The organism is Curtobacterium sp. MCLR17_040 (assembly GCF_003234735.1).
Classification (GTDB): Bacteria; Actinomycetota; Actinomycetes; order Actinomycetales; family Microbacteriaceae; genus Curtobacterium; species Curtobacterium flaccumfaciens.
Genome location: NZ_QKTE01000032.1, coordinates 1 through 22,547, shown reverse-complemented (window position 1 = coordinate 22,547; position 22,547 = coordinate 1). Strand labels below are relative to the sequence as shown.

General features: G+C 71.6%; 21 protein-coding genes. 19 read left to right on the top strand and 2 right to left on the bottom strand.

Annotated features, from left to right (window positions below; all coding sequences use genetic code 11):
- The first annotated feature begins 24 nt into the window (after nucleotides 1-24).
- From DEJ01_RS17640 to DEJ01_RS17585, 12 genes are all read left to right on the top strand, one after another.
- Nucleotides 25-378 carry a histidine triad nucleotide-binding protein gene (locus tag DEJ01_RS17640; RefSeq protein WP_111093755.1) on the top strand — a complete coding sequence of 118 codons (354 nt, stop codon included), beginning with the start codon at nucleotides 25-27 and terminating at the stop codon, nucleotides 376-378.
- Nucleotides 368-1,510 (top strand): PhoH family protein, encoded by a 1,143-nt coding sequence (locus tag DEJ01_RS17635; protein ID WP_111047133.1) that lies wholly within the window; start codon nucleotides 368-370, stop codon nucleotides 1,508-1,510. Before DEJ01_RS17640 ends, DEJ01_RS17635 begins: the two co-directional genes overlap by 11 nt.
- Nucleotides 1,507-1,968: an rRNA maturation RNase YbeY gene (gene ybeY / locus DEJ01_RS17630; RefSeq protein WP_017886675.1), complete on the top strand. Its 462-nt coding sequence runs from the start codon at nucleotides 1,507-1,509 to the stop codon at nucleotides 1,966-1,968. Before DEJ01_RS17635 ends, ybeY begins: the two co-directional genes overlap by 4 nt.
- Nucleotides 1,969-1,971: 3 nt before the next feature.
- Nucleotides 1,972-3,294 (top strand): hemolysin family protein, encoded by a 1,323-nt coding sequence (locus tag DEJ01_RS17625; RefSeq protein WP_110864648.1) that lies wholly within the window; start codon nucleotides 1,972-1,974, stop codon nucleotides 3,292-3,294.
- Complete coding sequence (era, locus tag DEJ01_RS17620) at nucleotides 3,291-4,229, top strand: GTPase Era (protein ID WP_111093754.1); 939 nt, start codon at nucleotides 3,291-3,293, stop codon at nucleotides 4,227-4,229. The genes DEJ01_RS17625 and era overlap by 4 nt, the downstream gene beginning before the upstream one ends.
- 73 nt (nucleotides 4,230-4,302) lie before the next feature.
- On the top strand, nucleotides 4,303-5,541 hold the full coding sequence (locus DEJ01_RS17615; RefSeq protein ID WP_220038710.1) for a sensor histidine kinase: 1,239 nt from the start codon (nucleotides 4,303-4,305) through the stop codon (nucleotides 5,539-5,541).
- Entirely contained in the window at nucleotides 5,538-6,227 is a 690-nt protein-coding gene (locus tag DEJ01_RS17610; RefSeq protein WP_035808237.1) for a response regulator transcription factor, read from the top strand. Before DEJ01_RS17615 ends, DEJ01_RS17610 begins: the two co-directional genes overlap by 4 nt.
- A 112-nt stretch (nucleotides 6,228-6,339) precedes the next feature.
- Complete coding sequence (locus DEJ01_RS17605) at nucleotides 6,340-7,092, top strand: ABC transporter ATP-binding protein (protein WP_071405701.1); 753 nt, start codon at nucleotides 6,340-6,342, stop codon at nucleotides 7,090-7,092.
- Entirely contained in the window at nucleotides 7,089-8,489 is a 1,401-nt protein-coding gene (locus DEJ01_RS17600; protein ID WP_111093752.1) for an ABC transporter permease, read from the top strand. The genes DEJ01_RS17605 and DEJ01_RS17600 overlap by 4 nt, the downstream gene beginning before the upstream one ends.
- Before the next feature lie 419 nt (nucleotides 8,490-8,908).
- Nucleotides 8,909-10,684 carry a 2-isopropylmalate synthase gene (gene leuA, locus DEJ01_RS17595; RefSeq protein ID WP_071405366.1) on the top strand — a complete coding sequence of 592 codons (1,776 nt, stop codon included), beginning with the start codon at nucleotides 8,909-8,911 and terminating at the stop codon, nucleotides 10,682-10,684.
- A 218-nt stretch (nucleotides 10,685-10,902) separates the two neighbouring features.
- Complete coding sequence (gene recO / locus DEJ01_RS17590) at nucleotides 10,903-11,757, top strand: DNA repair protein RecO (protein WP_027465318.1); 855 nt, start codon at nucleotides 10,903-10,905, stop codon at nucleotides 11,755-11,757.
- Entirely contained in the window at nucleotides 11,754-12,551 is a 798-nt protein-coding gene (locus tag DEJ01_RS17585; RefSeq protein WP_071251399.1) for an isoprenyl transferase, read from the top strand. Before recO ends, DEJ01_RS17585 begins: the two co-directional genes overlap by 4 nt.
- Before the next feature lie 64 nt (nucleotides 12,552-12,615).
- Here the strand turns inward: DEJ01_RS17585 and DEJ01_RS17580 are convergent, their stop codons facing one another.
- Nucleotides 12,616-13,563 carry a LysR family transcriptional regulator gene (locus DEJ01_RS17580; RefSeq protein ID WP_258375751.1) on the bottom strand — a complete coding sequence of 316 codons (948 nt, stop codon included), beginning with the start codon at nucleotides 13,561-13,563 and terminating at the stop codon, nucleotides 12,616-12,618.
- 70 nt (nucleotides 13,564-13,633) lie between these two features.
- Between DEJ01_RS17580 and DEJ01_RS17575 the strand changes: the two genes are divergently transcribed.
- From DEJ01_RS17575 to DEJ01_RS17560, 4 genes are all read left to right on the top strand, one after another.
- Nucleotides 13,634-14,689, top strand: coding sequence for an aminotransferase class V-fold PLP-dependent enzyme (locus DEJ01_RS17575; protein ID WP_111093750.1), 1,056 nt, complete (start codon nucleotides 13,634-13,636; stop codon nucleotides 14,687-14,689).
- Nucleotides 14,690-14,796: 107 nt separating this feature from the next.
- Complete coding sequence (locus tag DEJ01_RS17570) at nucleotides 14,797-16,182, top strand: glycine--tRNA ligase (protein ID WP_071405363.1); 1,386 nt, start codon at nucleotides 14,797-14,799, stop codon at nucleotides 16,180-16,182.
- A gap of 130 nt (nucleotides 16,183-16,312) precedes the next feature.
- Entirely contained in the window at nucleotides 16,313-17,047 is a 735-nt protein-coding gene (locus DEJ01_RS17565) for a DsbA family protein (protein WP_111093749.1), read from the top strand.
- 5 nt (nucleotides 17,048-17,052) lie between these two features.
- Nucleotides 17,053-17,307, top strand: a complete 255-nt coding sequence (locus DEJ01_RS17560; protein ID WP_146247661.1) for a hypothetical protein — start codon at nucleotides 17,053-17,055, stop codon at nucleotides 17,305-17,307.
- Nucleotides 17,308-17,315: 8 nt separating this feature from the next.
- On the opposite strand, the gene DEJ01_RS17555 is transcribed toward DEJ01_RS17560, so the two are convergent.
- Nucleotides 17,316-17,801 carry an aminoacyl-tRNA deacylase gene (locus DEJ01_RS17555; protein ID WP_111023155.1) on the bottom strand — a complete coding sequence of 162 codons (486 nt, stop codon included), beginning with the start codon at nucleotides 17,799-17,801 and terminating at the stop codon, nucleotides 17,316-17,318.
- 47 nt (nucleotides 17,802-17,848) lie between these two features.
- Between DEJ01_RS17555 and dusB the strand changes: the two genes are divergently transcribed.
- From dusB to dnaG, 3 genes are read left to right on the top strand one after another with little or no spacing between them, the layout of a single operon-like run.
- Nucleotides 17,849-19,015 carry a tRNA dihydrouridine synthase DusB gene (gene dusB, locus DEJ01_RS17550; RefSeq protein WP_111093747.1) on the top strand — a complete coding sequence of 389 codons (1,167 nt, stop codon included), beginning with the start codon at nucleotides 17,849-17,851 and terminating at the stop codon, nucleotides 19,013-19,015.
- A complete protein-coding gene (locus tag DEJ01_RS17545; protein WP_110864660.1) occupies nucleotides 19,012-20,307 on the top strand; it encodes a deoxyguanosinetriphosphate triphosphohydrolase in 1,296 nt (431 codons plus the stop codon). Before dusB ends, DEJ01_RS17545 begins: the two co-directional genes overlap by 4 nt.
- 40 nt (nucleotides 20,308-20,347) lie before the next feature.
- Complete coding sequence (gene dnaG / locus DEJ01_RS17540) at nucleotides 20,348-22,267, top strand: DNA primase (RefSeq protein ID WP_071405357.1); 1,920 nt, start codon at nucleotides 20,348-20,350, stop codon at nucleotides 22,265-22,267.
- Nucleotides 22,268-22,547 lie beyond the last annotated feature (280 nt).

The following is a 22,547-nucleotide window of genomic DNA, read 5'->3' as shown; positions in this document are numbered from 1 at the left end:
TCGGGCGCGTCCTACGATGGAGCCATGAGCAGCAGCACGCCCAGCGTCTTCTCCAAGATCATCGCGCGCGAGATCCCGGCGACCATCGTCGCCGAGGACGACCGCGTGATCGCGATCGAGGACATCGCCCCGAAGGCTCCCGTCCACGTGCTCGTCGTCCCCAAGACCGAGCAGTACGTGAACGTCGGCGAACTCGCAGCGGGCGACCCCGACCTGCTGGCCCACGTCGTCGCCACCGCGCAGCGCATCGCCGACGAGCGCGCCGACGGCCAGTTCCGACTCGTCTTCAACACCGGCGAAGCCGCCGGTCAGACCGTGTTCCACGTGCACGCGCACGTACTCGCAGGTGAACTGCAGGAAGGCACCCTTGCCGGTTAACGAACCAGTACAGCCCACCGCCGCCGACGACGAGCCCGTCTCGGTCTCGCTCCAGGTCGACGGCATCGCCATGGTGCAGCTGCTCGGCCCCCAGGACCGTCTGCTCAAGACGGTCGAGCGCCAGTACCCGGGCGTCCGGGTCGTCGTCCGTGGCAACGAGGTCACGCTGACCGGGCCGGAGCGCGACGTCGCCCGCGCGAAGGCGCTCGTCGACGAGCTCGTCGGCATGGTCAGGCGTGGGCAGGAGATCGGCCCGGCCGACATCCCGATGTCGGCACGGATCCTCGACGACGACCGCAAGCCGTCCGACACCTTCGGCACCCCGATCGTGTCGAGCCGCGGCAAGTCCGTGCGGCCGAAGACCGACGGGCAGCGTGCCTACGTCGACGCCATCGACGAGCACACCATCACGTTCGGCATCGGGCCGGCCGGTACTGGCAAGACGTACCTGGCGATGGCCAAGGCCGTGCAGGCGCTGCAGCGGCGCGAGGTCAACCGGATCATCCTCACCCGTCCCGCGGTCGAGGCCGGCGAGCGGCTCGGCTTCCTGCCGGGCACGCTGACCGACAAGATCGACCCGTACCTGCGCCCGCTGTACGACGCCCTGAACGAGATGATGGACCCGGAGCTGGTCCCGAAGCTCCTGGCGGCCGGCACCGTCGAGGTGGCCCCGCTGGCGTACATGCGTGGCCGGACCCTCAACGACTCCTTCGTGGTGCTCGACGAGGCGCAGAACACCACGCCCGAGCAGATGAAGATGTTCCTGACCCGCCTCGGGTTCGGTTCGAAGATGGTCATCACGGGCGACATCACCCAGGTCGACCTGCCGGGCAACGTCTCCGGTCTCCGGCTCGTGACCCGCATCCTCGACGAGGTCGAGGACATCCACTTCGCCCGTCTCGGCAGCGAGGACGTGGTCCGCCACACCCTCGTCGGCCGGATCGTCGACGCCTACACGGTCTACGACGAGGAGCGCCTCGCCGAGCAGGCCGGGCAGCGCCCCGGTGGCCGTGGCACCGCCCCGGTCGGCAACCCCGACGGCGCCAACCGCGCCGAACGCCGTGGGCGCCCGCCGCAGGACCGCGCACGACCCCCGTACCCCCAGAACGACGCCCGAGGAGGCACCCGGTGAGCATCGAGCTCAACAACGAGTCCGGCGTCGAGGTGGACGAGGCCGCGATCCAGCGGCTCGCCGCCTTCGCCCTGGACGCGATGCACGTCCACGCCGATGCGGAGCTCGCGATCGTGCTGGTCGACGAGGGCGCGATGGAGCAGCTGCACGTGCGGTGGATGGACGAGCCCGGTCCGACGGACGTCCTGAGCTTCCCGATGGACGAGCTGCGTCCCGGCACCGAGGACGACCCCACGCCGGCCGGGCTGCTGGGCGACATCGTGCTCTGCCCGCAGGTGGCCGAGGAGCAGGCGAAGACCGCCGGGCACTCGAGCACCGACGAGATGCTGCTGCTCACCTGCCACGGCATCCTGCACCTGCTCGGCTTCGACCACGCCGAGCCCGACGAGAAGGCCGAGATGTTCGGCATCCAGGGCGAGATCCTGACCGCCTTCGCCGCCCAGCACCGAGGGCGGTAGCCGGTGGTCGTCGTCGCCGGACTCCTCGCGGTGGCGCTGGGGCTCGTCGTGCTCGGCGGGCTCCTCGCCGCGAGCGACGCCGCGCTCTCGGTGGTCTCCCGTGCCGACCTCGAGGAGATCGCCAGGGGCAACAAACGCCGCCGCGCCATCGAGGCGATCGCGGACGACGTCGGGGCGCACGTCAACGCGCTGAACTTCTTCCGCGTCCTCGCCGAGACCGCGGCCGCGGTGCTCGTGACGATCGCCCTCGTGCGCGCCTTCGACAGCTGGTGGCTCGCACTCGTGCTCTCGGCCGCGATCATGACCGCGGTGTCGTTCGTGCTGGTCGGGTCGAGCCCCCGCAGCGTCGGACGTGCCCACGCCGAGCGGCTGATCGGTGCGACCGGCGGCATCGTCCGTGGGGTCCGCATCGTGCTCGGTCCGCTGGCCGGGCTGCTCGTCCGGATCGGCGACCGGGTCACCCCCGGCCGCGGCCGGAGCGCCTCCACCGTGTCGAGCGAGGAGCAGCTGCTCTCGCTCGTCGACGAGGCCACCGAGAGCAACGTGCTCGAGGACGAGGACCGCGAACTCATCCACTCGGTGTTCGAGTTCAGCGACACCCTGGTGCGCGAGGTCATGGTGCCCCGCACGGACATGCTCACCGTCGACGGTGCAGAGACGCTGGCCGCGGCCATGGAGCAGTTCCTGGCCGCCGGAGTGTCCCGGATGCCAGTGACGGGCAAGGACAGCGACGACGTGCGGGGCGTGCTCTACCTGCGCGACGTCGCGCGGTCGCTGTACGAACGACCGGCGTCCCGCAGCGAGCGGGTCAGCCGGCTGCTGCGGCCCGCCGAGTTCGTGCCGGAGTCGAAGCACGCCGACGACACCCTGCGGCACATGCAGGTCGCCAAGAACCACCTGGTGCTGGTGGTCGACGAGTACGGCGGAGTCGCCGGGCTCGTGACCATGGAGGACCTCATCGAAGAACTCGTCGGCGACATCTCCGACGAGTACGACCGCGCCGTCGTCGACCGGACCGAGGTCGAACCGGGCATCTGGCGGATCTCCGCCCGACTGCCGATCGACGAGCTCGGCGACCTGTTCGGCATCGAGCTCGACGACGACGACGTCGACACCGCCGGTGGCCTGCTCACCAAGGAGCTCGGACACCTGGCCGTCTCCGGCGACACCGTCACCGTGTCCGGGGTCGTCCTGACCGCCGACCGGGTCGAGGGCAAGCGCCGCCACCTCATCACCGTGCTCGCCGAGCGCACCCACGCCCTGGCCGACGTCGAGGACGCCTTCGACGACGCCGAACCCACCACGACGGGAACCACGCACGCATGACCGACCCCGACACCACCCAGGCCGGCTCGGAGAAGCCCTACCGCGCGGGCTTCGTCTCGTTCGTCGGCCGTCCGAACGTCGGCAAGTCGACGCTGACCAACGCCCTGGTGGGTGAGAAGGTCGCCATCACCTCGTCGAAGCCGCAGACCACCCGGCGCGCCATCCGCGGGATCGTGCACCGGCCCGACGGCCAGGTGATCATCGTCGACACCCCGGGTGTCCACCGTCCGCGCACCCTGCTCGGCGAACGGCTCAACGACCTCGTGCAGTCCACGCTCGGCGACGTCGACGTGATCGGGTTCTGCGTGCCGGCGAACGAGCCCGTCGGTCCCGGTGACCGGTTCATCAACGACACGCTCGACCAGTACCCGCGCGCCAAGAAGATCGCGATCGTCACCAAGATCGACAGCGCCTCCAAGGACCGCGTCGGAGAGCAGCTGCTGGCCGTCTCGAAGCTCCGCGACTGGGACGCCGTGGTGCCGACCTCGGGCACCCGGGGCATGCAGCTCGAAGACCTGCTCGGCGTGATCACCGCCCTGCTGCCCGAGTCGCCGCAGCTGTACGACTCGAGCGCGGTGACCGAGGAGACCGACGAGGAGCGCATCGGGGAGCTCATCCGCGAGGCTGCGCTCGAGGGCGTCCGTGACGAGCTGCCGCACTCGCTGGCCGTGGTCATCGAGGACATCGTCGAGCCCGACGCCGACGAGGACGCCGACGGCCCCCTGCGCATCTTCGCGAACCTGTTCGTCGAGCGGGACAGCCAGAAGGCGATCGTCATCGGACACAAGGGCGAGCGCCTGAAGGACGTCGGTTCGCGGGCCCGCGTCGAGATCGAGTCGCTGCTCGGGGGCCGGCACGTCTACCTGAACATCCGCGTGAAGGTGGCCAAGGAGTGGCAGCGTGACCCGAAGCAGCTCGGACGCCTCGGCTTCTGACCGTCCGCCGCTCGCACCCCGGGTCATCCGGCCGAGGGACGCGGGGACGAGCGGCCCGCCGTACCGTGGACGGGTGTTCCGTCCCATGCTGCGCGCGCAGGTCATCACCGACCTGCTGATCGCCGTGCTGCTCGGCGGCCTCGTGCTGGTCGCCAGCGGGCGCGGGCTCGACGGGCCGTTGTCCGTGGTCACCGTCGTCGGGATGACCGGCGCCCTGGCACTCCGGCGCCTGTCACCCGGGCTCGCCCTGGCCGTCGCGTGGGTGTTCGCGGTCTTCGAGATGGTCACCCTGCAGGTGCCGGACGTGTCGAACGCGTTCATCGCCGGCGTCATGTACACGACGAGTGCGTACGGCAGCCGCCGCGTGCGGCTGGCCGGGCTCGTGTCGGCGATCCTCGGGTCCGTGGCGGCGGCGGCGTACATGGGCTTCGACGACTACCGGAACCGCTTGACCTACGAGACCACCTCGACGTCGGTGCCGGAGTCGCTGCAGGTCACCCTGTCGTTCTTCGCCGTCGTCCTGCTCCTGCTGCTGCTGCCGTGGCTCGCCGGACTCGTGGTCCGGACCCGTCGTTCGGCGAGCATGAGTCGCGAGGCCCAGCTGCTCGCCGAGCGTGACGCCGCGCGGGCCGACCGGGCCGTCGCGGTCGAGCAGGAGCGCGTGCGGATCGCCCGCGACATGCACGACATCGTCGCGCACTCGCTCGCGGTCGTCATCGCGCAGTCCGACGGTGCCCGGTACGCCCTGAAGGCCGACCCCGCGGTGGCCGACCAGGCCCTCAGCACCATCTCGGCCACGGCCCGGCGAGCCCTCGGTGACGTGCGCGAACTCCTCGGCGCGCTCCGGCACGAGCAGGGGACCGCGCCGACGCCCGAGATCGACGACATCGACCGGCTCGTCGACGAGATGCGGCAGCTCGGGCTCGACGTGCGCGTGGAACGCGAGGGCGACCCCGCCGGGCTGCCCACCACCACGCAACTCGCGGTCTACCGGATCGTGCAGGAGAGCCTGACGAACGCGTACAAGCACGGAGAGCCCGGCAGCCCGGTGCGTGCCGCCCTGACCTACCGGCCGGACACGGTCGAGATCGCAGTCGTGAACCGACGTGCCGACGATGGTGTCCGCGGCCCCGGCACGGGCCACGGCCTGGTCGGCATGCGCGAGCGCGCCGTGATGACCGGCGGCACCATGACCGCCGGGGCCCGAGGGGACGACTTCGCGGTCGCCGTCCGGATGCCGACCGTCCCGGCCAGCGGGCAGATGCCCCGGGGCCGGATCACCCCGACCGAGCAGGAGCGCACCGCCCGATGACCACGATCCCGACCGACGAGCACTCGATCCGCGTCGCCCTCGTCGACGACCAGGCGCTGTTCCGCACCGGTATCCGGATGCTCATCGACTCGCAGCCCGACCTGCGGTTCGTCGGCGAGGCGGGCGACGGTGCCGAGGGGGTCGAACTCGTCCGACGCACCCGTCCCGACGTGGTGCTGATGGACGTCCGGATGCCCGTGATGGACGGCATCACGGCGACCGGTCACATCGTCGAGCAGTCCGGCACCGACGGCGCGAAGGTCCTCGTGCTGACCACGTTCGACTTCGACGAGGCCGCTGCCAAGGCCATCCGCGCCGGTGCGAGCGGCTTCGTGCTCAAGGACGCCGACCCCGAGTTCCTGCTCGCGGCGGTCCGGACCGTGCACGCCGGGACCGCGGTGTTCGCCGCGTCGGCCACGCGGGAGCTCCTGCGCCGGTACGACGACTCGGTCGGCCGCGCCGCCGCCGTCCCCGCGGCCTTCGCCGACCTCACCCCGCGTGAGCGCGAGATCTTCGACCTGGCCGCCCGGGGGTTCAGCAACAGCGAGATCGCCCAGCACGAGTACGTCAGTGAGGCGACCGTGAAGACGCACATCTCGCGGGTCCTGACGAAGCTCGAACTCCGCGACCGGGTGCGGCTCGTCGTCTTCGCCCACGAACACGGGCTCGTCACCAAGGCCGACTGAGGCCGGGTCATCCGCGGGGATGACCCCTCCACAGGCAACCGAGCCGAGCGGACGATCCACAGGAGTCGACCGGGCGACGCGGGACAGGACCGCTGACCGTCATCGTGGATGCATGACCACGAGCCACGCCCCGATCATCCGCCTCGACCACGTGTCCAAGCACTACGGCGACGACGCCCGACGTGTGACCGCGCTCGACGACGTCAGCGTCGACATCGGCGCGGGGGAGTTCACCGCGGTGATGGGCCCGTCCGGGTCCGGCAAGTCGACGCTCATGCACGTCGCGGCCGGCCTCGACGCCGTGTCCACCGGTCGGATCCAGATCGACGGCGTCGACATCACGGCCCTGGGCGACAAGGACCTCACCGAGCTGCGTCGTCGTCGGCTGGGCTTCGTGTTCCAGTCGTTCAACCTCGTCCCGACGCTCGACGTCAGCGAGAACATCCGGCTGCCGTTCCTGCTCGGTGGGCACAAGCCCTCGCACGAGGAGACCGCCTGGATCGACCGGCTGGTCGAGATGCTCGGGCTCGGCAACCGGCTGACCCATCGTCCGCACCAGCTCTCCGGCGGGCAGCAGCAGCGCGTCGCAATCGCACGGGCGCTCGCTTCGCGGCCGGCGGTGGTCGTCGCCGACGAACCGACCGGCGCGCTCGACTCCCGCACGGGGCGCGACGTGCTCGCGATCCTCCGCGGTGCCGTCCAGGAGTGGGGGCAGAGCGTCGTCATGGTCACGCACGACCCGGTGGCAGCCGCGAACGCCGACCGCATCCTGTTCCTGGCCGACGGCCGGATCGTCGCCGACCGCCCCGCGATGGACGCCGGCGCGATCTCCACGACGATGCTCGGGATGGAGGCAGCAGCGTGAACGGCGTCCGCTCCTTCGCCCCCACCGTCCTGGTCGCCGCCCTCGGCACCACGTTCGGTTCCGCCCTCGTCATCGCACCGGGGATCGTGACCGAGGCGCTCCGAGCCGCCGGGGTCGCCGACCTCGGCCCGATCAAGGCGATCCTGTCGGTGGTCGGGTGGCTGTTCCTCGGCATCGCGCTCTACGTCGGCGCGATCGTCACCGCGAACACCTGCGCCACCCTGATCGCCGGACAGACCCGCATCATCGCCCTGCAGCGGCTGGTCGGCGCGACCGGTGCGACCCTGCGGGCGCGGATCACCCGCACCGGCCTGGTGGTCGGCGTGCTCGGCGGGGCCGTCGGCGCCGTCGTGGGGACCGCGCTCTCGGCCCTGTTCGTCATCGTCCTGCGGGGCAACGGGGTCCTGCCCGACGCCGAGTACACGTACGTGCCGTGGGAGCTCGTCCTGCCGGTCGTGGCCGTCGTCCTCGCCACCTGGGGGGCCTTCGCTGCCGGGTCGCGCCGCGTGCTCACCGTCACCCCGCTCGAAGCGCTGTCGTCGTCCGTCGAGCCGAGCCACGACGACGTCCGGTCCGGTACGGCCCGCAAGGCCTGGTCGATCGTGCTCATGGCCGGCGGCGCGGTGCTGATGCTGCTCGGACTCGCGGTGAGCTCGCTGTCCCCGGTCGCGGTCCTGCCGGCGGCGCTCGGCGGGTTCGTGTCCTTCGCGGGGGTCGCCGTGGGGGCGACGATCGTGATGCCGCCCGTGCTGCAGCTGATCGGTCGCATCGGCTCGCACGACCCCGTCGTCCTGCTCGCCGGACGGAACGCGATGCGGGCGCCGGGACGGTCCTCGCGGGCGACCATCGGGCTCGTCATCGGCGTCACCCTGCTCGTCACCTTCGCGGTCGCGCTCGGCATCATGCAGCACGTGCTCGAGACCGAGATGCGCGCCATGAGCGCGGGGAGCGCCACCCCGCAGATGATCGAGGCGCAGCGCGACCTCTTCGTGCAGATCAACGCCGTCGTCAGCGTGGTCGTCGGGTTCTCCGCCGTGATCGCCGCCGTCGGGGTCGTGAACGCCCTGGCGCTCGGGGTGCTCCAGCGTCGACGCGAACTCGGGCTGCTGCGGGTGCTCGGCCTGACCGGTGCACAGGTCCGACGGATGATCGTGACCGAGGCCGTGCAGATGGTCGTCGCGGCCGTCGTCGCGGGGCTCGCACTCGGCACGCTGTACGGCTGGGTCGGCGGGCAGACGCTGCTCGGCTCGCTCGGGACGCCCGTGGCACCGGTGCTGCCGCCGCTGACCATCGGCATCGTGGTGATCGGCGCGCTGGTCCTGGCGGTCGTCGCCACCATCGCCCCGGTGCGGCGCGCGATGCGCGTCCCGCCGACCGAGGCGCTCGCGGTCGACTGACCCGTCGCCGTGGTCGCACCACGCGACGACACGGGAGGCCCGGTGCCAGCTGGCACCGGGCCTCCCGTCCGTCGTGGGGTCGCGCCGACGTGCCCTGCCCGGCCCCGCCACGCCGCTCACGTCCGCCGAGGTGTCACGAACCGTCGTCTGGACGCGGCCCGGGCGACACAACGTGACCACTCGGCGACCGGCCCGCGGCATGTCTCGACCACTCGGCGCCCCGTTCGGAAGCAGCGGGCAGTCCCGCGTCACACGCTTGCGCCAGCCCGCTGCTCCGGTGCTACCGTGGGTCTCGATGTACTCGGCACTCCTCCTCCTTCGCTGCCGCGACGAGGCCTGACACTCCGGCCCACCTCGTCGCGGAGTCCGTCGTGGCCGCACCACAACAGCTCACGAACACGCGACGAAAGCGAAGAACGATGCAGAACACCCAGCAGCCCTCCGGGATGCCGATCCACAAGTACGTCCCGTTCCACGAGCAGATCAGCGTCGACCTGCCGGACCGGACCTGGCCCACGAAGCGCATCGACAAGGCACCGCGCTGGTGTGCGGTCGACCTGCGTGACGGCAACCAGGCCCTCATCGACCCGATGGACGCCGAGCGCAAGCGGGCGATGTTCGACCTCCTCGTCCGGATGGGCTACAAGGAGATCGAGGTCGGGTTCCCGAGCGCCTCGCAGACCGACTTCGACTTCGTCCGGTCACTGATCGACGAGGGCGCGATCCCCGACGACGTCACCATCCAGGTGCTGACCCAGGCGCGCGAACACCTCATCCAGCGCACCTACGAGGCGATCGACGGCGCGAAGCAGGCCATCGTCCACCTGTACAACTCGACGAGCATCGTGCAGCGCGAGGTCGTCTTCCGCACCGACGTGCAGGGCGTGGTGGACATCGCCGTCACCGGTGCGAAGCTCTGCAAGGCGGCCGAAGCCACGCTGCAGCACGACACGACGATCTACTACGAGTACTCGCCGGAGTCCTACACGGGCACCGAGCTCGAGGTCGCACTGGAGATCTGCAACGCCGTCCTCGAGGTCTTCGAGCCGACGCCCGAGCGCAAGGTCATCATCAACCTGCCCGCGACCGTCGAGATGGCCACGCCGAACGTCTACGCCGACTCGATCGAGTGGATGTCCCGCCGCCTCGCCCACCGCGAGGACGTCATCCTGTCGCTGCACCCGCACAACGACCGCGGCACCGCGGTCGCGGCCGCCGAGCTCGGCTACATGGCCGGTGCCGACCGCATCGAGGGCTGCCTGTTCGGCAACGGTGAGCGCACCGGCAACGTGGACCTGGTCGCCCTCGGGATGAACCTGTTCACGCAGGGGATCGACCCGGAGATCTCGTTCGCCGACATCGACCAGGTGAAGCGCACCGTCGAGTACTGCAACCAGCTGCCGGTGCCCGAGCGCCAGCCGTGGGCGGGCGACCTCGTGTACACGGCGTTCAGCGGCTCGCACCAGGACGCCATCAACAAGGGCTTCGAGGCGATGAAGGCCAAGGCCGCCGCCGCGGGCAAGGACATCGACGAGATCGAGTGGGCGGTGCCGTACCTGCCCGTCGACCCGAAGGACATCGGTCGCTCGTACGAGGCCGTCATCCGTGTCAACTCGCAGTCCGGCAAGGGCGGCGTCGCCTACCTGCTCAAGACCGACCACGCCCTCGACCTGCCCCGCAAGCTGCAGATCGAGTTCTCCGGCGTCGTGCAGCGGCACACCGACACCGAGGGTGGCGAGTTCTCGTCGCAGCGCATCTGGGACGTGTTCCAGGACGAGTACCTGCCCGCGTCGATCGACGACGAGAAGTGGGGCCGGTACGAGCTCACCAAGACGGCGACGTCGAGCGACTTCGAGGGAACGACCTCGCTGTCCGTGGCACTCCGGGTCGACGAGGGTGCGGTCACGGCCGAGGCCGTCGGCACCGGTCCCATCGACGCGTTCCTGAAGGTGCTCGCCGAGCAGGGCGTCCAGGTCACGCTGTACGACTACTCGGAGCACACGATGAGCGCCTCCGGTGACGCGAAGGCCGCGTCCTACGTCGAGCTCGACGTCGACGGCGTGCGTCTGTGGGGCGTCGGCATCGACGCCGACATCTCGACGGCGTCGCTCAAGGCGATCGTGTCCGCGGTGAACCGCGCGGTGCGCGCGGGTGCCGCGGCCGGCGCCGACGCGCCGGAGCTCGTCTCCGCCTGAGACGCAACCAGGCCTGGAGGCGCGGTGCGGGTCCGTCCCGCACTGCGCCTCCCGTCTGTGCCCGGTCGTTCCCCCGTCACGCGCGATGGCAGGTCGAATCGGGCGTACCTGGTCGTTTCTTCCGACCAGGTACGCCCGATTCCACTCGGTACACCCGGGCCTCCGCCCCGCCGCCCACACCGCACGCGGCTGTCGGCGGGGCGGGGGATACTGGAGGCATGCCGCTGTACCGGGACGAGTGCGTCGTGTTGCGCACCCACAAGCTCGGTGAAGCCGACCGCATCGTCACGATGCTCTCGCGGCAGCACGGCAAGATCCGTGCCGTGGCCAAGGGCGTGCGGCGGACGGCGTCGAAGTTCGGCAGCCGCCTCGAGCCGTTCATGGTCGTCGACGCCCAGTTCTACGAGGGCCGGTCGCTCGACATCGTCACCCAGGCGGAGTCCCTCGGTGCGTACGGCGCCCAGATCGTCGCCGACTACGGCGCGTACACCGCGGCCAGCGCCATGGTGGAGACCGCCGACCGACTGAGCGAGGCCGACGCCGGGCTGCAGCAGTACCTGTTGCTCGTCGGGGCGCTCCGCTCGTTGTCGCGCGGGGAGCACCAGTCCAGCGCGACCCTCGACTCGTACCTGCTCCGCGCGATGAGCATCGCGGGGTGGGCGCCCTCGTTCAGCGACTGTGCGGTGACGGGGGAGCCCGGCCCGCACTCGGCGTTCGTGGTGCAGCTCGGCGGTGTCGTCGCCGACCGTGCGGCACCCCCGGGCACGCCGCGGCTCGACCCGGCGACGCTCGGGGTGCTCGGCTCCCTGCTCGCCGGCGACTGGGCGACGGTCGACGCCACCGACGAGCGGACGCGTTCGCGGGCCTCCGGCGTGGTCGCGGCCTACGCCCAGTGGCACCTGGAACGATCGCTCCGGTCCCTGCCGCACGTCGACCGCTCCGAACACCCGATGCCGGTGCCGCAGACCCACGGCGGACCCGAGGCGACAGCACGTGCGGTGGCCTCGACCCCGGCACCCGCCGTGCCCGAGCCCGACCCTGATCCCGCTGTCGAAGGAGCCCCCACCGCATGAGCCCCCGCCGCCCCGACGACGTCGAACCGTTCCGCCCGATCGACTGGACCGGCGAGACGCCCCCGGCGATCCCGGCCCGGTTCGTGCCGGAGCACGTGGCCATCGTCATGGACGGCAACGGCCGGTGGGCGAACGGCCGCGGGCTGACCCGGATCGAGGGGCACAAAGCGGGCGAGGCCTCACTGCTCGACGTCGTCGCCGGCGCGATCCAGATCGGCGTCGGGCACGTGTCGGCGTACGCGTTCTCGACCGAGAACTGGAAGCGCTCCCCGGAAGAGGTCCGGTTCCTGATGGGCTTCAACCGCGACGTCATCCGCCGTCGCCGTGACCAGCTGCACCAGTGGGGCGTCAAGGTGCGGTGGGCCGGCCGGCGTCCGCGGCTGTGGCGGAGCGTCATCGACGAGCTCGAGACCGCCGAGCGGATGACCGCGGGCAACGACGTCCTCACGCTGACGATGTGCGTGAACTACGGCGGCCGGAACGAGATCGTCGACGCCGTGCGGGGCATGGCCGAGGACGTCGCAGCCGGTCGCCTGAAGCCGAGCCAGGTCACCGAGAAGGCCCTGGCGAAGCGGCTGTACGTGCCCGAGATGCCCGACGTCGACCTGTTCCTCCGGAGCTCGGGGGAGCAGCGCACGAGCAACTTCCTGCTGTGGCAGTCCGCCTACGCCGAGATGGTGTTCCTCGACCGGCTCTGGCCGGATTTCCGTCGCACCGACCTGTGGGGTGCGATCGAGGAGTACGCCAGCCGCGACCGACGCTACGGCGGCGCGGTCGACACCCCGACGGCCTAGCCCAAGCCCGAGCCCGAGCCCGAGCCCGAACCCAAGCCCGAACCCAAGCCCAAGCCCCGGCCCCTCAGCCCGGCAGCGGCCCCTCGAGCAGGTGGGCCGCGGAGCGCACCGCGTCGAGCGCCGCACGGACGCTCGGTACACGATCGGCACCACGGGCGACGACCACCTCGACACGCCGGGCCAGCTCGTCGTCCACGGGGTCGATCGCGACACCGGCGGGGATGACCGTCGTCGCGAGTGCCAGCCGGGGGAGCAGCGCCACCCCGAGCCCGGCGGCGACGAGTCCCACCACCGCGGCCGCGTTGTCCGTCTCGAGCACGATGTCCGGCGTGAACCCCGCGCTCGCGCACGAGGCGAGCAGGTGCCCTCGGCACCGCGGGCAGCCCCCGATCCACCGGGCGTCGTGGTGGGACGCGAGGTCCACGACGGTGGAGCCGGCGGCGCGGAGTCGCTCCGTGCCTCCCGGCTCGACCGGCGTCACCAGCGCGAGCGGGTCCCGACCGAGCGCCCGGGTGACGAGGCCGGGGTCCGGGGTGGTCCCGACCTCGTCGCCGACGTAGGTGAAGGTCAGGGCGACGTCGACCTCGCCACCGCGCAGCAGGTCGAGTGCCTCGGGCGGCTCGACCTCGACGTACGAGGTCGTCACGCCGGGCGCCGTCGCCGCCATCCGGGCGAGCACGGCGGGCACCAGGGCGGAGGACGCGCTCGGGAACCCGGCAAGTCGCACCCGGCCACGGCTGAGTCCGCCGACGGCGTCGAGGTCCTCGCGCGCCGCGGTCAGGGCTGCCTGCACGTGCAGGGCATGGTCGGCGAGCACCTGCCCCGCGTGCGTGAGGGTCGCACCCCGTCCGCCCCGCAGGACCAGTGCGTGGCCGAGACGCTGCTCGGCCCGGGCCACCAGCTGGCTGACGGCCGGCTGGCTCGACCCCAGTGCGGCGGCAGCGCGGGTGATCGACCCGCCGTCGGCCACGGCACGCAGGACCCGGAGCAACTGGGGATCGATCTCGTCCATCATCCGATGTTATCGGTGGCACAACGGATCGGCCCTGGTGTGATGGGTCGGGAACCGGGACGCTGTCCGCATGGACTCCTTCCCCGCCGGCCGCGGCTACCTGGCGGCGTGCACCGCGGGCCTGCCGACCCGCGGCACCCTCGCTGCCCAGCGCGCCGACCTCGACGCGTGGTCCCGGGCCGAGACGTCGCCCGCCCGGTACGGCGCGCTGGTCGAGCAGGGACGTGCGCTCTTCGCCGCGCTGGTCGGCGTCCCGGCGGAGCGCGTCGCGACGGGCTCGCAGACCTCGGTGATGGCCGCGGTCGTTGCCGACGCGCTGCCGGACGGCGCCGAGGTGGTCGTCCCCGACGGCGACTTCAGCTCGGTCGTCTTCCCGTTCCTCGCCCAGGCACACCGCGGCGTCCGGGTCCGGAGCGTCCCGCTGGACCGGCTCGCCGCCTCGGTCGGGCCCGACACCGCCCTCGTCGCGTGGTCCGCGGTGCAGTCCGCCACCGGCGTGGTCACCGATCCCGACCCGGTCGTGGCCGCCGCTCGACGCGTCGGCGCCCTGACCCTCTGCGACCTCACCCAGGCCGCCGGCGTCCTGCCCGTCGACGCCGCCCCGTTCGACGTGACGCTCACGCACACCTACAAGTGGCTCTGCGCGCCGCGCGGCGTCGCGTTCATGACGCTCTCCGACACCGCCCTCGGCCGGCTCCGCCCGGTGCAGGCCGGTTGGTACGCGGGAGCGGACGTGTGGTCCTCCTGCTACGGCCCCGCCATGCACCTGGCCGACGACGCGCGGCGCTTCGACGTCTCGCCGGCCTGGCAGGCGTGGCCCGGTGCGGTGGCCGCGCTCGAGCACGCGGTCGCGCTCGACCAGCAGGCGGTCTGGAGGCACGCCACCGGTCTCGCGGATCGGCTGTGCGACGCCCTCGGGTCGCCTCGGCAGGGCGACGGGCAGGCGATCGTGACGTTCGCGGACGCCGACGGGGCGGCCCTCCGGGCCCTCGCCGCCGCAGGCGTCACCGCCTCGGGGCGTGCCGGGCGACTGCGCATCGCGTTCCACCTGTGGAACGACGAGTCCGACGTGACCGACGTCGTGGCCGCGCTGCGCGGGGTGGGGCCGGCCACGTCGGCGAGGTGAGCGTGGAGGGCGGACCCGGGGCGGGCCTCCCGGGCCAGGATCGCCGGTAGTCTTGCCCGGACCGTTTCCGCACCGAGCACCCAGCTTGGCGACCTCTGGAGCACCCTTTGGCACAGCCCTCCCGTCTCGACAGCGTCATCGCCCTGGCCAAGCGCCGCGGCTTCGTCTTCCAGTCGGGTGAGATCTACGGAGGCTCCCGCTCCGCATGGGACTACGGGCCCCTCGGCGTGGAGCTCAAGGAGAACATCAAGCGCCAGTGGTGGCAGCGGTTCGTCCGCGGCCGCGGGGACATGGTCGGCCTCGACTCCGCGGTGATCCTGCCCCGCAAGGTGTGGGAGGCCTCCGGCCACGTCGCGACCTTCACCGACCCGCTGGTGGAGTGCCTGCACTGCCACCACCGGTTCCGCGAGGACCACCTGATCGAGGCGTTCGTCGCCAAGAAGGGCCGCGACCCCGAAGGCCGCATGGCCGAGATCGCCTGCCCGAACTGCGGCACCCGCGGCGAGTGGACCGAGCCCCGCGAGTTCTCCGGGATGCTCAAGACCTACCTCGGCCCGGTCGAGTCCGAAGAGGGCCTGAACTTCCTGCGCCCCGAGACCGCCCAGGGCATCTTCGTCGACTTCGCGCAGGTCGTCACGACCAGCCGCATGAAGCCCCCGTTCGGCATCGGGCAGGTCGGCAAGGCGTTCCGCAACGAGATCACGCCCGGCAACTTCATCTTCCGCACGCGCGAGTTCGAGCAGATGGAGATCGAGTACTTCGTCCCGCCGGCTTCAGCGCAGGAGCACTACGAGCAGTGGATCGCCGACTCGGTCGCGTTCTACACCGACCTCGGCATCGACCCCGAGAACCTGCGTCGCTTCGACGTCCCCGACGGCGAGCGGGCGCACTACTCCGACGCCACCGCCGACATCGAGTACCGCTTCGGCTTCACCGGCTCGGAGTGGGGCGAGCTGATGGGCGTCGCGAACCGCACCGACTTCGACCTGAACAACCACATCGAGGCGTCCGGCCAGGACCTCCGGTTCTTCGACCAGGCCGCCAACGAGAAGTACGTGCCGTACGTCATCGAGCCGTCGTTCGGTCTGACCCGTGCACTCATGGCGTTCCTGCTCGACTCGTACCACGAGGACGAGGCGCCGAACGCGAAGGGCGGCGTCGACAAGCGCACCGTCCTGCGCCTCGACCCGCGCCTGGCCCCGGTGAAGGCCGCCGTCCTGCCGCTGTCGCGCAACGAGCAGCTCTCGCCCGTCGCCCGCGGCCTGGCCGACGACCTGCGCAAGAACTGGAACGTGGACTTCGACGACGCCGGTGCCATCGGCCGTCGCTACCGTCGCCACGACGAGATCGGCACGCCGTTCTGCATCACGGTCGACTTCGACACGCTCGAGGACAAGGCCGTCACGGTGCGCGAGCGCGACACGATGAGCCAGGAGCGCGTCTCGCTCGACCAGCTGCAGGGGTACCTCGCGCAGCGGTTGCTCGGCGCGTAGGGGTTCGGCGGCTCCGCAAGACACCGGTGTTCGTGCGTTGCACACCCGCAATCGGGTGTTCGACCTGCGAACACCGGTGTCTTGCTGCCAGCGACGGGAATGCGCGCCGCACGAGCGCGTTGGGGTCAGCATGAACGACTCCGTGAAGGTCGATGTCTGGTCGGACATCGCCTGCCCCTGGTGCTACATCGGCAAGCGCAAGTTCGAGGCCGGCGTCGCCGCGTTCGGTGCCTCGAGCGAAGGCCGCCCCGTCGAGGTCGAGTACCACTCCTTCGAGCTGAGCCCGGACACCCCCGTCGACTTCGAGGGGACCGAGGCCGAGTTCCTCTCCGGCCACAAGGGCATGCCCGTCGACCAGGCGCAGCAGATGCTCGATCAGGTCAGCGCCATCGCCGCTGGCGTCGGTCTCGACTACGACTTCGAGGCCATGCACCACACCAACACGGTGAAGGCCCACCAGGTCATCCACCTCGCCAAGCAGCACGGCAAGCAGCTCGAGATGGTCGAGCGCCTGTTCACCGCCTACTTCGAGCGCGGCGAGCACGTCGGACAGGAGTCCTCGCTCGCCGACCTGGCGGCAGAGATCGGTCTCGACCGCGACGAGGTCCTCAGCACTCTGCGCGACGACGCCCAGCTCGCTGCGGTCCGCGCCGACCAGGCCCAGGCGCAGGCGTACGGGATCAACGGCGTGCCGTTCTTCGTGATCGACGGCAAGTACGGCGTCTCGGGCGCCCAGGACCCCACGGCGTTCGAGCAGGTGCTCCGCCAGGTGGTCGCGCTCCGCGAGACCACGCCGGAGGAGGTCGCCTCGGCGGCCGAGCGCGCTGCGGACGACGCGAGCGCCGACGTGGCGGTGACCCGATGACGGACATGACCATCAGTGACCAGGGCGCGGTGCGCCTCCAGGCCGTGACGTCGGTCCCGTCCGTGCCGGACGCGCTCACGGGACTGCCGGGCGTGAGCGGCCTCTCCGCCGCTTCCGGCGTTCCCGGCCTGGAGGCCCGTCCCGCGTTGCTGACGCTCGTCACGCCCGGCGGTGCGCCGGTCTGCGAGGGCGATGCGTGCCTGATCGACGCCGGCTCGTTCGCCGGGGCCGAGGGCGACTGGTCCGAGGTGCCGGACTGACGGCTGCGTCAGTCGCGCTGCGGTTCCTCGTCGGTGATGTCGGCGACGGTCGCGCCGTAGGCGGCGACGAGCGCGTCGGCGTCGACGAAGGCGCTCGCCCCGTGCCGGCCCGCACCCAGGGCGACCCGGCGGCCGACGATGCGCTCGTCGGCGTACACCGGCAGGTCGCCCGTGGCACCGATCGGCGTGATGGTGCCGCGCTCGTAGCCGGACGCCCCGAGCGCGGTGGCGGCGTCGGGCATCGAGAGCTTGTTGACGCCGACGACCGTGCGGAGCTTCTTCCAGGCGATGCTGCGGCCGCCGGGCACCAGGGCGAGCAGGAACCCGCCGTCGTGGCGCTTCACCACCAGGGTCTTGACGATGTCGCCGGGCTCGATGCCGAGCAGTTCTGCGGCCTCGTGCAGGGAGTCCGCGGCCGGGCGTTCGACCACCTCGACCGGCAGGCCACGGGCCTGGGCGTCGGCGTCGAACCGGGAGCTGGCGTCGGTCGTCATGTGGAGAACGCTACCGGCGCGCACCGACGTGGGAAGATGGGACAGGTATGACGATCACACAAGCACCCGCCTCGCGAGTCGGCGGCCCCCTGCGCATCGGCCCGATCGAGGTCGACGTGCCGGTCGTGCTCGCGCCGATGGCCGGGATCACGAACATGGCGTACCGCCGGCTGTGCCGCGAGTACGGCGCCGGGCTCTACGTGTGCGAGATGATCACCTCGCGTGCGCTGGTCGAACGGACCCCCGTGTCGATGCAGCTCATCCAGCACCACGAGTCCGAGACCCCGCGGTCGATCCAGCTGTACGGCGTCGAGCCGAACACCGTGGCCGAAGCGGCGTCGATCCTGGTCGGCGAGGACCGTGCCGACCACATCGACCTGAACTTCGGGTGCCCGGTGCCCAAGGTCACCCGCAAGGGCGGCGGCGCGGCCCTGCCCTGGAAACTCGACCTGTTCCGCGAACTCGTCACCAAGACCGTGCGCGCCGCCGGCGACGTCCCCGTCACGGTGAAGATGCGCAAGGGCATCGACGAGGACCACCTGACCTACCTCGACGCCGCCCGCATCGCGCGTGACGCCGGGGTCGCCGCGGTCTCGCTGCACGCCCGCACCGCGAACGAGCACTACTCCGGGCACGCCGACTGGTCCGCGATCGCCACGCTGAAGGAGACCGTCACCGACATCCCGATCCTCGGCAACGGCGACATCTGGTCGGCCGCCGACGCGCTCCGGATGATCGAAGAGACCGGCGCCGACGGCGTGGTCGTCGGGCGTGGCTGCCTCGGCCGCCCGTGGTTGTTCGGTGACCTGGCCGCGGCGTTCCGCGGCGAGGGACTGCGGTACATGCCGTCCCTGGGCGAGGTCGCCGACGGGTTCCGCCGGCACGCCGAGCTGCTCGTCGAGTTCTTCGGCGACGAGGAGCACGCGTGCCGCGACCTCCGCAAGCACGTGGCCTGGTACTTCAAGGGGTACCCGATCGGCAGCGACGTCCGGGCCGGCCTGGCGATGGCGTCGAGCCTGCAGGAGATCGACGACTTCCTCGGCCAGCTCGACCACGACGCCCCGTACCCGGGTGCCGACGCCGAGGGGCCGCGCGGTCGTGCCGGGCACCCGAAGCGCACCGCCCTGCCCGACCGCTGGCTCGAGAGCCGCGACGTCGACTCCGAGTTCCGCAAGGTCCTGGCCGCCGCCGAGCTGCACCACAGCGGCGGATGAGCGCCACCGCCTCGTACGGCCCGGCAGACGCGGAGCGCTGGCTCCCCGAGGAGCACGGCAACCGCCGCTCGGACTTCGCCCGTGACCGCGCCCGACTGCTGCACTCCAGTGCGCTCCGGCGTCTGGCCGCCAAGACCCAGGTGCTCAGCCCGACCGCTGGGCTCGACTTCGCCCGCAACCGGCTGACCCACTCGCTCGAGGTCGCGCAGGTCGGCCGCGAACTCGCGGACTCGCTCGGACTCGACCCCGACGTGGTCGACACGGCGTGCCTGGCGCACGACATCGGCCACCCGCCGTTCGGGCACAACGGCGAGACCGCGGTGAACGCCTGGGCAACCGGCATCGGTGGCTTCGAGGGCAACGCGCAGACGCTCCGGCTGCTGACGCGGCTCGAGCCGAAGGTCTACGGCGTCCGGCCCGGCGCCGACGTCGACCGTCCGTTCGGGCTCAACCTGACCCGTGCGTCGTTGGACGCCAGCTGCAAGTACCCGTGGCCCGCTGCGCAGGGGGTGTCGGAGTCGTCGTCCGGGCGCACCAAGTTCGGCTTCTACGACGACGACCACGACGCCTTCGAGTGGCTCCGCGCCGGCGCGCCGCGCCGCCAGCGCTGCATCGAGGCGCAGGTGATGGACCTCGCCGACGACATCGCGTACTCGGTGCACGACTTCGAGGACGCCGTCGTCGCCGGGTTCATCGACGTCGCGGCCCTGGGCGACCGCGTCGGTGAGAACGACATCGTGACCGCCATGCACGCCTGGGTCGGCGACGACCTGAGCCGCGACGAGCTGCTCGAGGCGTTCGACCGCCTGCGTGCGCTGCCGCTCTGGATGACCGCGTACGACGGCTCCCGCCGTGACGCCGCACGCCTCAAGAACCTGACGTCGCAGCTGATCGGACGCTTCGCGCGCACCGCCACGACGGCCACCCGCGAGTCCTACGCCTCGGGATCGCTCGTGCGGTTCGCCGCGTCGGTCGTCACCCCGCCCGAGATCATCGGCGAGATCGCGGTGCTCAAGGGCATCGTCGCGGCCTTCGTGATGACCCAGGGCGACCGTCAGCCCGTGTACGAGGACCAGCGTCGCGTGCTCACCGAACTGCTCGACGCGCTGGCGGCGACCGGTGCGTCCGACCTCGAGCCGGGCTTCGCCGCCGACTGGCACGCCGCGGACGACGACGCCGGCCGACTGCGCGCCGTCGTCGACCAGGTCGCGAGCCTGACCGACCAGGGCGCACTCGCCTGGCACCGACGTCTGGTGGTGGGTGACCGTGACCCGGTCCACATCGCCGTCTGACCGGTCCGCCGACGTCGGTCCCACGAACTAGGATCGAGGGGTGGCTGGCAGGATCGCGCGGAACGACATCGACGAGGTCCGCTCGCGTGTCAACATCGCCGACGTCGTGGGCGACTACGTCACGCTGAAGCACGCGGGCGTCGGGTCGATGAAGGGCCTGTGCCCCTTCCACGACGAGCGCTCCCCGTCGTTCCACGTCCGGCCCCAGGTCGGCCGCTACCACTGCTTCGGCTGCGGCGAGGACGGCGACGTCTTCAGCTTCATCATGGCGCAGGACCACACCACCTTCGCCGAGGCCGTCGAGCGCATGGCCGCGAAGATCGGCTTCACCCTGCACTACGAAGAGGGCGACGGGCCGCGCACCGACTACAACACCCGTGCCCGGCTGATCGCCGCGAACGAAGCCGCACTCGAGTACTTCACGGGGCAGCTCACCACGGCCGCGGCCGACCCCGCCCGCCGGTTCCTGGGGGAGCGCGGGTTCGACCCCTCGGCTGCCCAGCACTTCGGCGTCGGGTTCGCGCCGAAGTCCTACGACATGCTCAAGGACCACCTGCGCGGGCGCGGCTTCACGATGGAAGAGCTCGTGTCCGCCGGCCTCGTCAGCCAGGGCGACCGTTCGCCGTACGACCGGTTCCGCGGGCGCCTGATGTGGCCGATCCGCGACGTCACCGGGGCGACCATCGGGTTCGGGGCGCGCCGCCTGCTCGAGGACGACAAGGGCCCCAAGTACCTCAACACGCCCGAGACCCCGATCTACCACAAGAGCCAGGTGCTCTACGGGCTCGACCTGGCCCGCCGCGACATCTCGAAGCAGAAGCAGGTCGTCATCGTCGAGGGCTACACCGACGTGATGGCGTGCCACGTCGCGGGCGTCACGACCGCGGTCGCCACCTGTGGCACGTCGTTCGGCGTCGACCACATCAAGGTGCTGCGCCCGATGCTCGGTGACCTGGCCGGCGCCGACCCGAACGCCAACGGTGAGGTCGTGTTCACGTTCGACCCCGACGAGGCCGGGCAGCGCGCCGCCTCGCGTGCCTTCGCGGAGGAACAACGGTTCGCGGCGCAGACCTACGTCGCCGTGGCACCCGGCGGGCTCGACCCGTGCGACCTCCGGCTCGCCCGCGGTGACGACGCCATCCGCCGATTGGTCACGAACAAGCGCCCGATGTTCGAGTTCATGATCCGTCGCACCCTGGACGGCCACGACCTCGAGACCGTCGAGGGGCGCGTCGGTGCCCTGCGTGCGGCCGCACCCGTGCTCGCTGGCATCCGCGACCGCTCCCTGACACAGGGCTACGTCCGCGAACTCGCCGGCTGGCTCGGCATGGAGATCCCCGAGGTACGTCGGTCGGTCGAGACCGCCCGACGCCGTGCGGGCTCCGCCGGGCAAGACGACCGGTCCGCAGGCGCCGGGCGCGACGGCCGCAACGGGAACGGCACCGACGGGGCCGACACCCCCGACGAGCCCGTCGCCGGCATCCGCTCGCTGCCGAACGACCCGATCAGCCGCATGGAGCGCGACGCCGTGATGGCGATGGTGCAGCAGCCCACGTCCGTCGGCGCACCGATGCTCGGGCTCGCCGCGTCGGCCACGTTCTCGACGCCGATGCTCGCCGCGGTGCGGGACGCCGTGGTCGCCAACGTCGACGTCATCGGCGCGGGGGACTGGCTCGACCGGCTGCTCGCCGACGTGCCGGCGCCGCTGCGAACCCTGACGCACGAACTCGCCCTCGCACCGATCCCCGCGCGCAACGCCGAGGACCTGGCGGCTTACTGCCGGAGCATCGTCGTGGCCCTGGTCGAGCGCGACCTGCTCGCCCGCAAGGCCTCGTTGCTCGGGCAGCTGCAGCGCGCCGACCCGCACGAGCAGGCCGAGCGTCGCGCCGAGATCCAGCGGCAGCTCGTCGACATCGACGGGCAGCGGATGCGGTTGCGCGCCGACGCCGAGGCGTCCTAGCACCCTTTCCGCGCGGCTCGCGCGGCAGTTGGCGGGTGCGCCAGGTCGCCCCGGTCGCACGACGCGCCGCGTGCGAGTCGCCGAGGTCGCGCGAACTGTCGTGCGGCGGAGCTGCGAACGGCAGTTCGTGCGACCTCGGCGGTGCGTGGGTGGTCAGGACGTGCCGCGTGTGGGGCGTCGAGTGGTCGCGATGTGTCGGTTGGCCGGGGTCCGGCCGACGGGACGTGACCGCTCGGACTGGGGCGGGCGGTGAGTCGTGACCCTGTCTCTTATACACATC

Bases quoted from the DNA above. Each gene is read 5' to 3' on its own strand.
- DEJ01_RS17560 (WP_146247661.1), top strand. From the start codon at position 17,053: ATGACCATCAGTGACCAGGGCGCGGTGCGCCTCCAGGCCGTGACGTCG.
- recO (WP_027465318.1), top strand. From the start codon at position 10,903: ATGCCGCTGTACCGGGACGAGTGCGTCGTGTTGCGCACCCACAAGCTC.
- DEJ01_RS17545 (WP_110864660.1), top strand. From the start codon at position 19,012: ATGAGCGCCACCGCCTCGTACGGCCCGGCAGACGCGGAGCGCTGGCTC.
- DEJ01_RS17580 (WP_258375751.1), bottom strand. From the start codon at position 13,563: ATGGACGAGATCGATCCCCAGTTGCTCCGGGTCCTGCGTGCCGTGGCC.
- DEJ01_RS17610 (WP_035808237.1), top strand. From the start codon at position 5,538: ATGACCACGATCCCGACCGACGAGCACTCGATCCGCGTCGCCCTCGTC.
- DEJ01_RS17575 (WP_111093750.1), top strand. From the start codon at position 13,634: ATGGACTCCTTCCCCGCCGGCCGCGGCTACCTGGCGGCGTGCACCGCG.
- leuA (WP_071405366.1), top strand. From the start codon at position 8,909: ATGCAGAACACCCAGCAGCCCTCCGGGATGCCGATCCACAAGTACGTC.
- DEJ01_RS17605 (WP_071405701.1), top strand. From the start codon at position 6,340: ATGACCACGAGCCACGCCCCGATCATCCGCCTCGACCACGTGTCCAAG.
- era (WP_111093754.1), top strand. From the start codon at position 3,291: ATGACCGACCCCGACACCACCCAGGCCGGCTCGGAGAAGCCCTACCGC.
- DEJ01_RS17640 (WP_111093755.1), top strand. From the start codon at position 25: ATGAGCAGCAGCACGCCCAGCGTCTTCTCCAAGATCATCGCGCGCGAG.
- DEJ01_RS17555 (WP_111023155.1), bottom strand. From the start codon at position 17,801: ATGACGACCGACGCCAGCTCCCGGTTCGACGCCGACGCCCAGGCCCGT.
- DEJ01_RS17585 (WP_071251399.1), top strand. From the start codon at position 11,754: ATGAGCCCCCGCCGCCCCGACGACGTCGAACCGTTCCGCCCGATCGAC.
- dusB (WP_111093747.1), top strand. From the start codon at position 17,849: ATGACGATCACACAAGCACCCGCCTCGCGAGTCGGCGGCCCCCTGCGC.
- DEJ01_RS17565 (WP_111093749.1), top strand. From the start codon at position 16,313: ATGAACGACTCCGTGAAGGTCGATGTCTGGTCGGACATCGCCTGCCCC.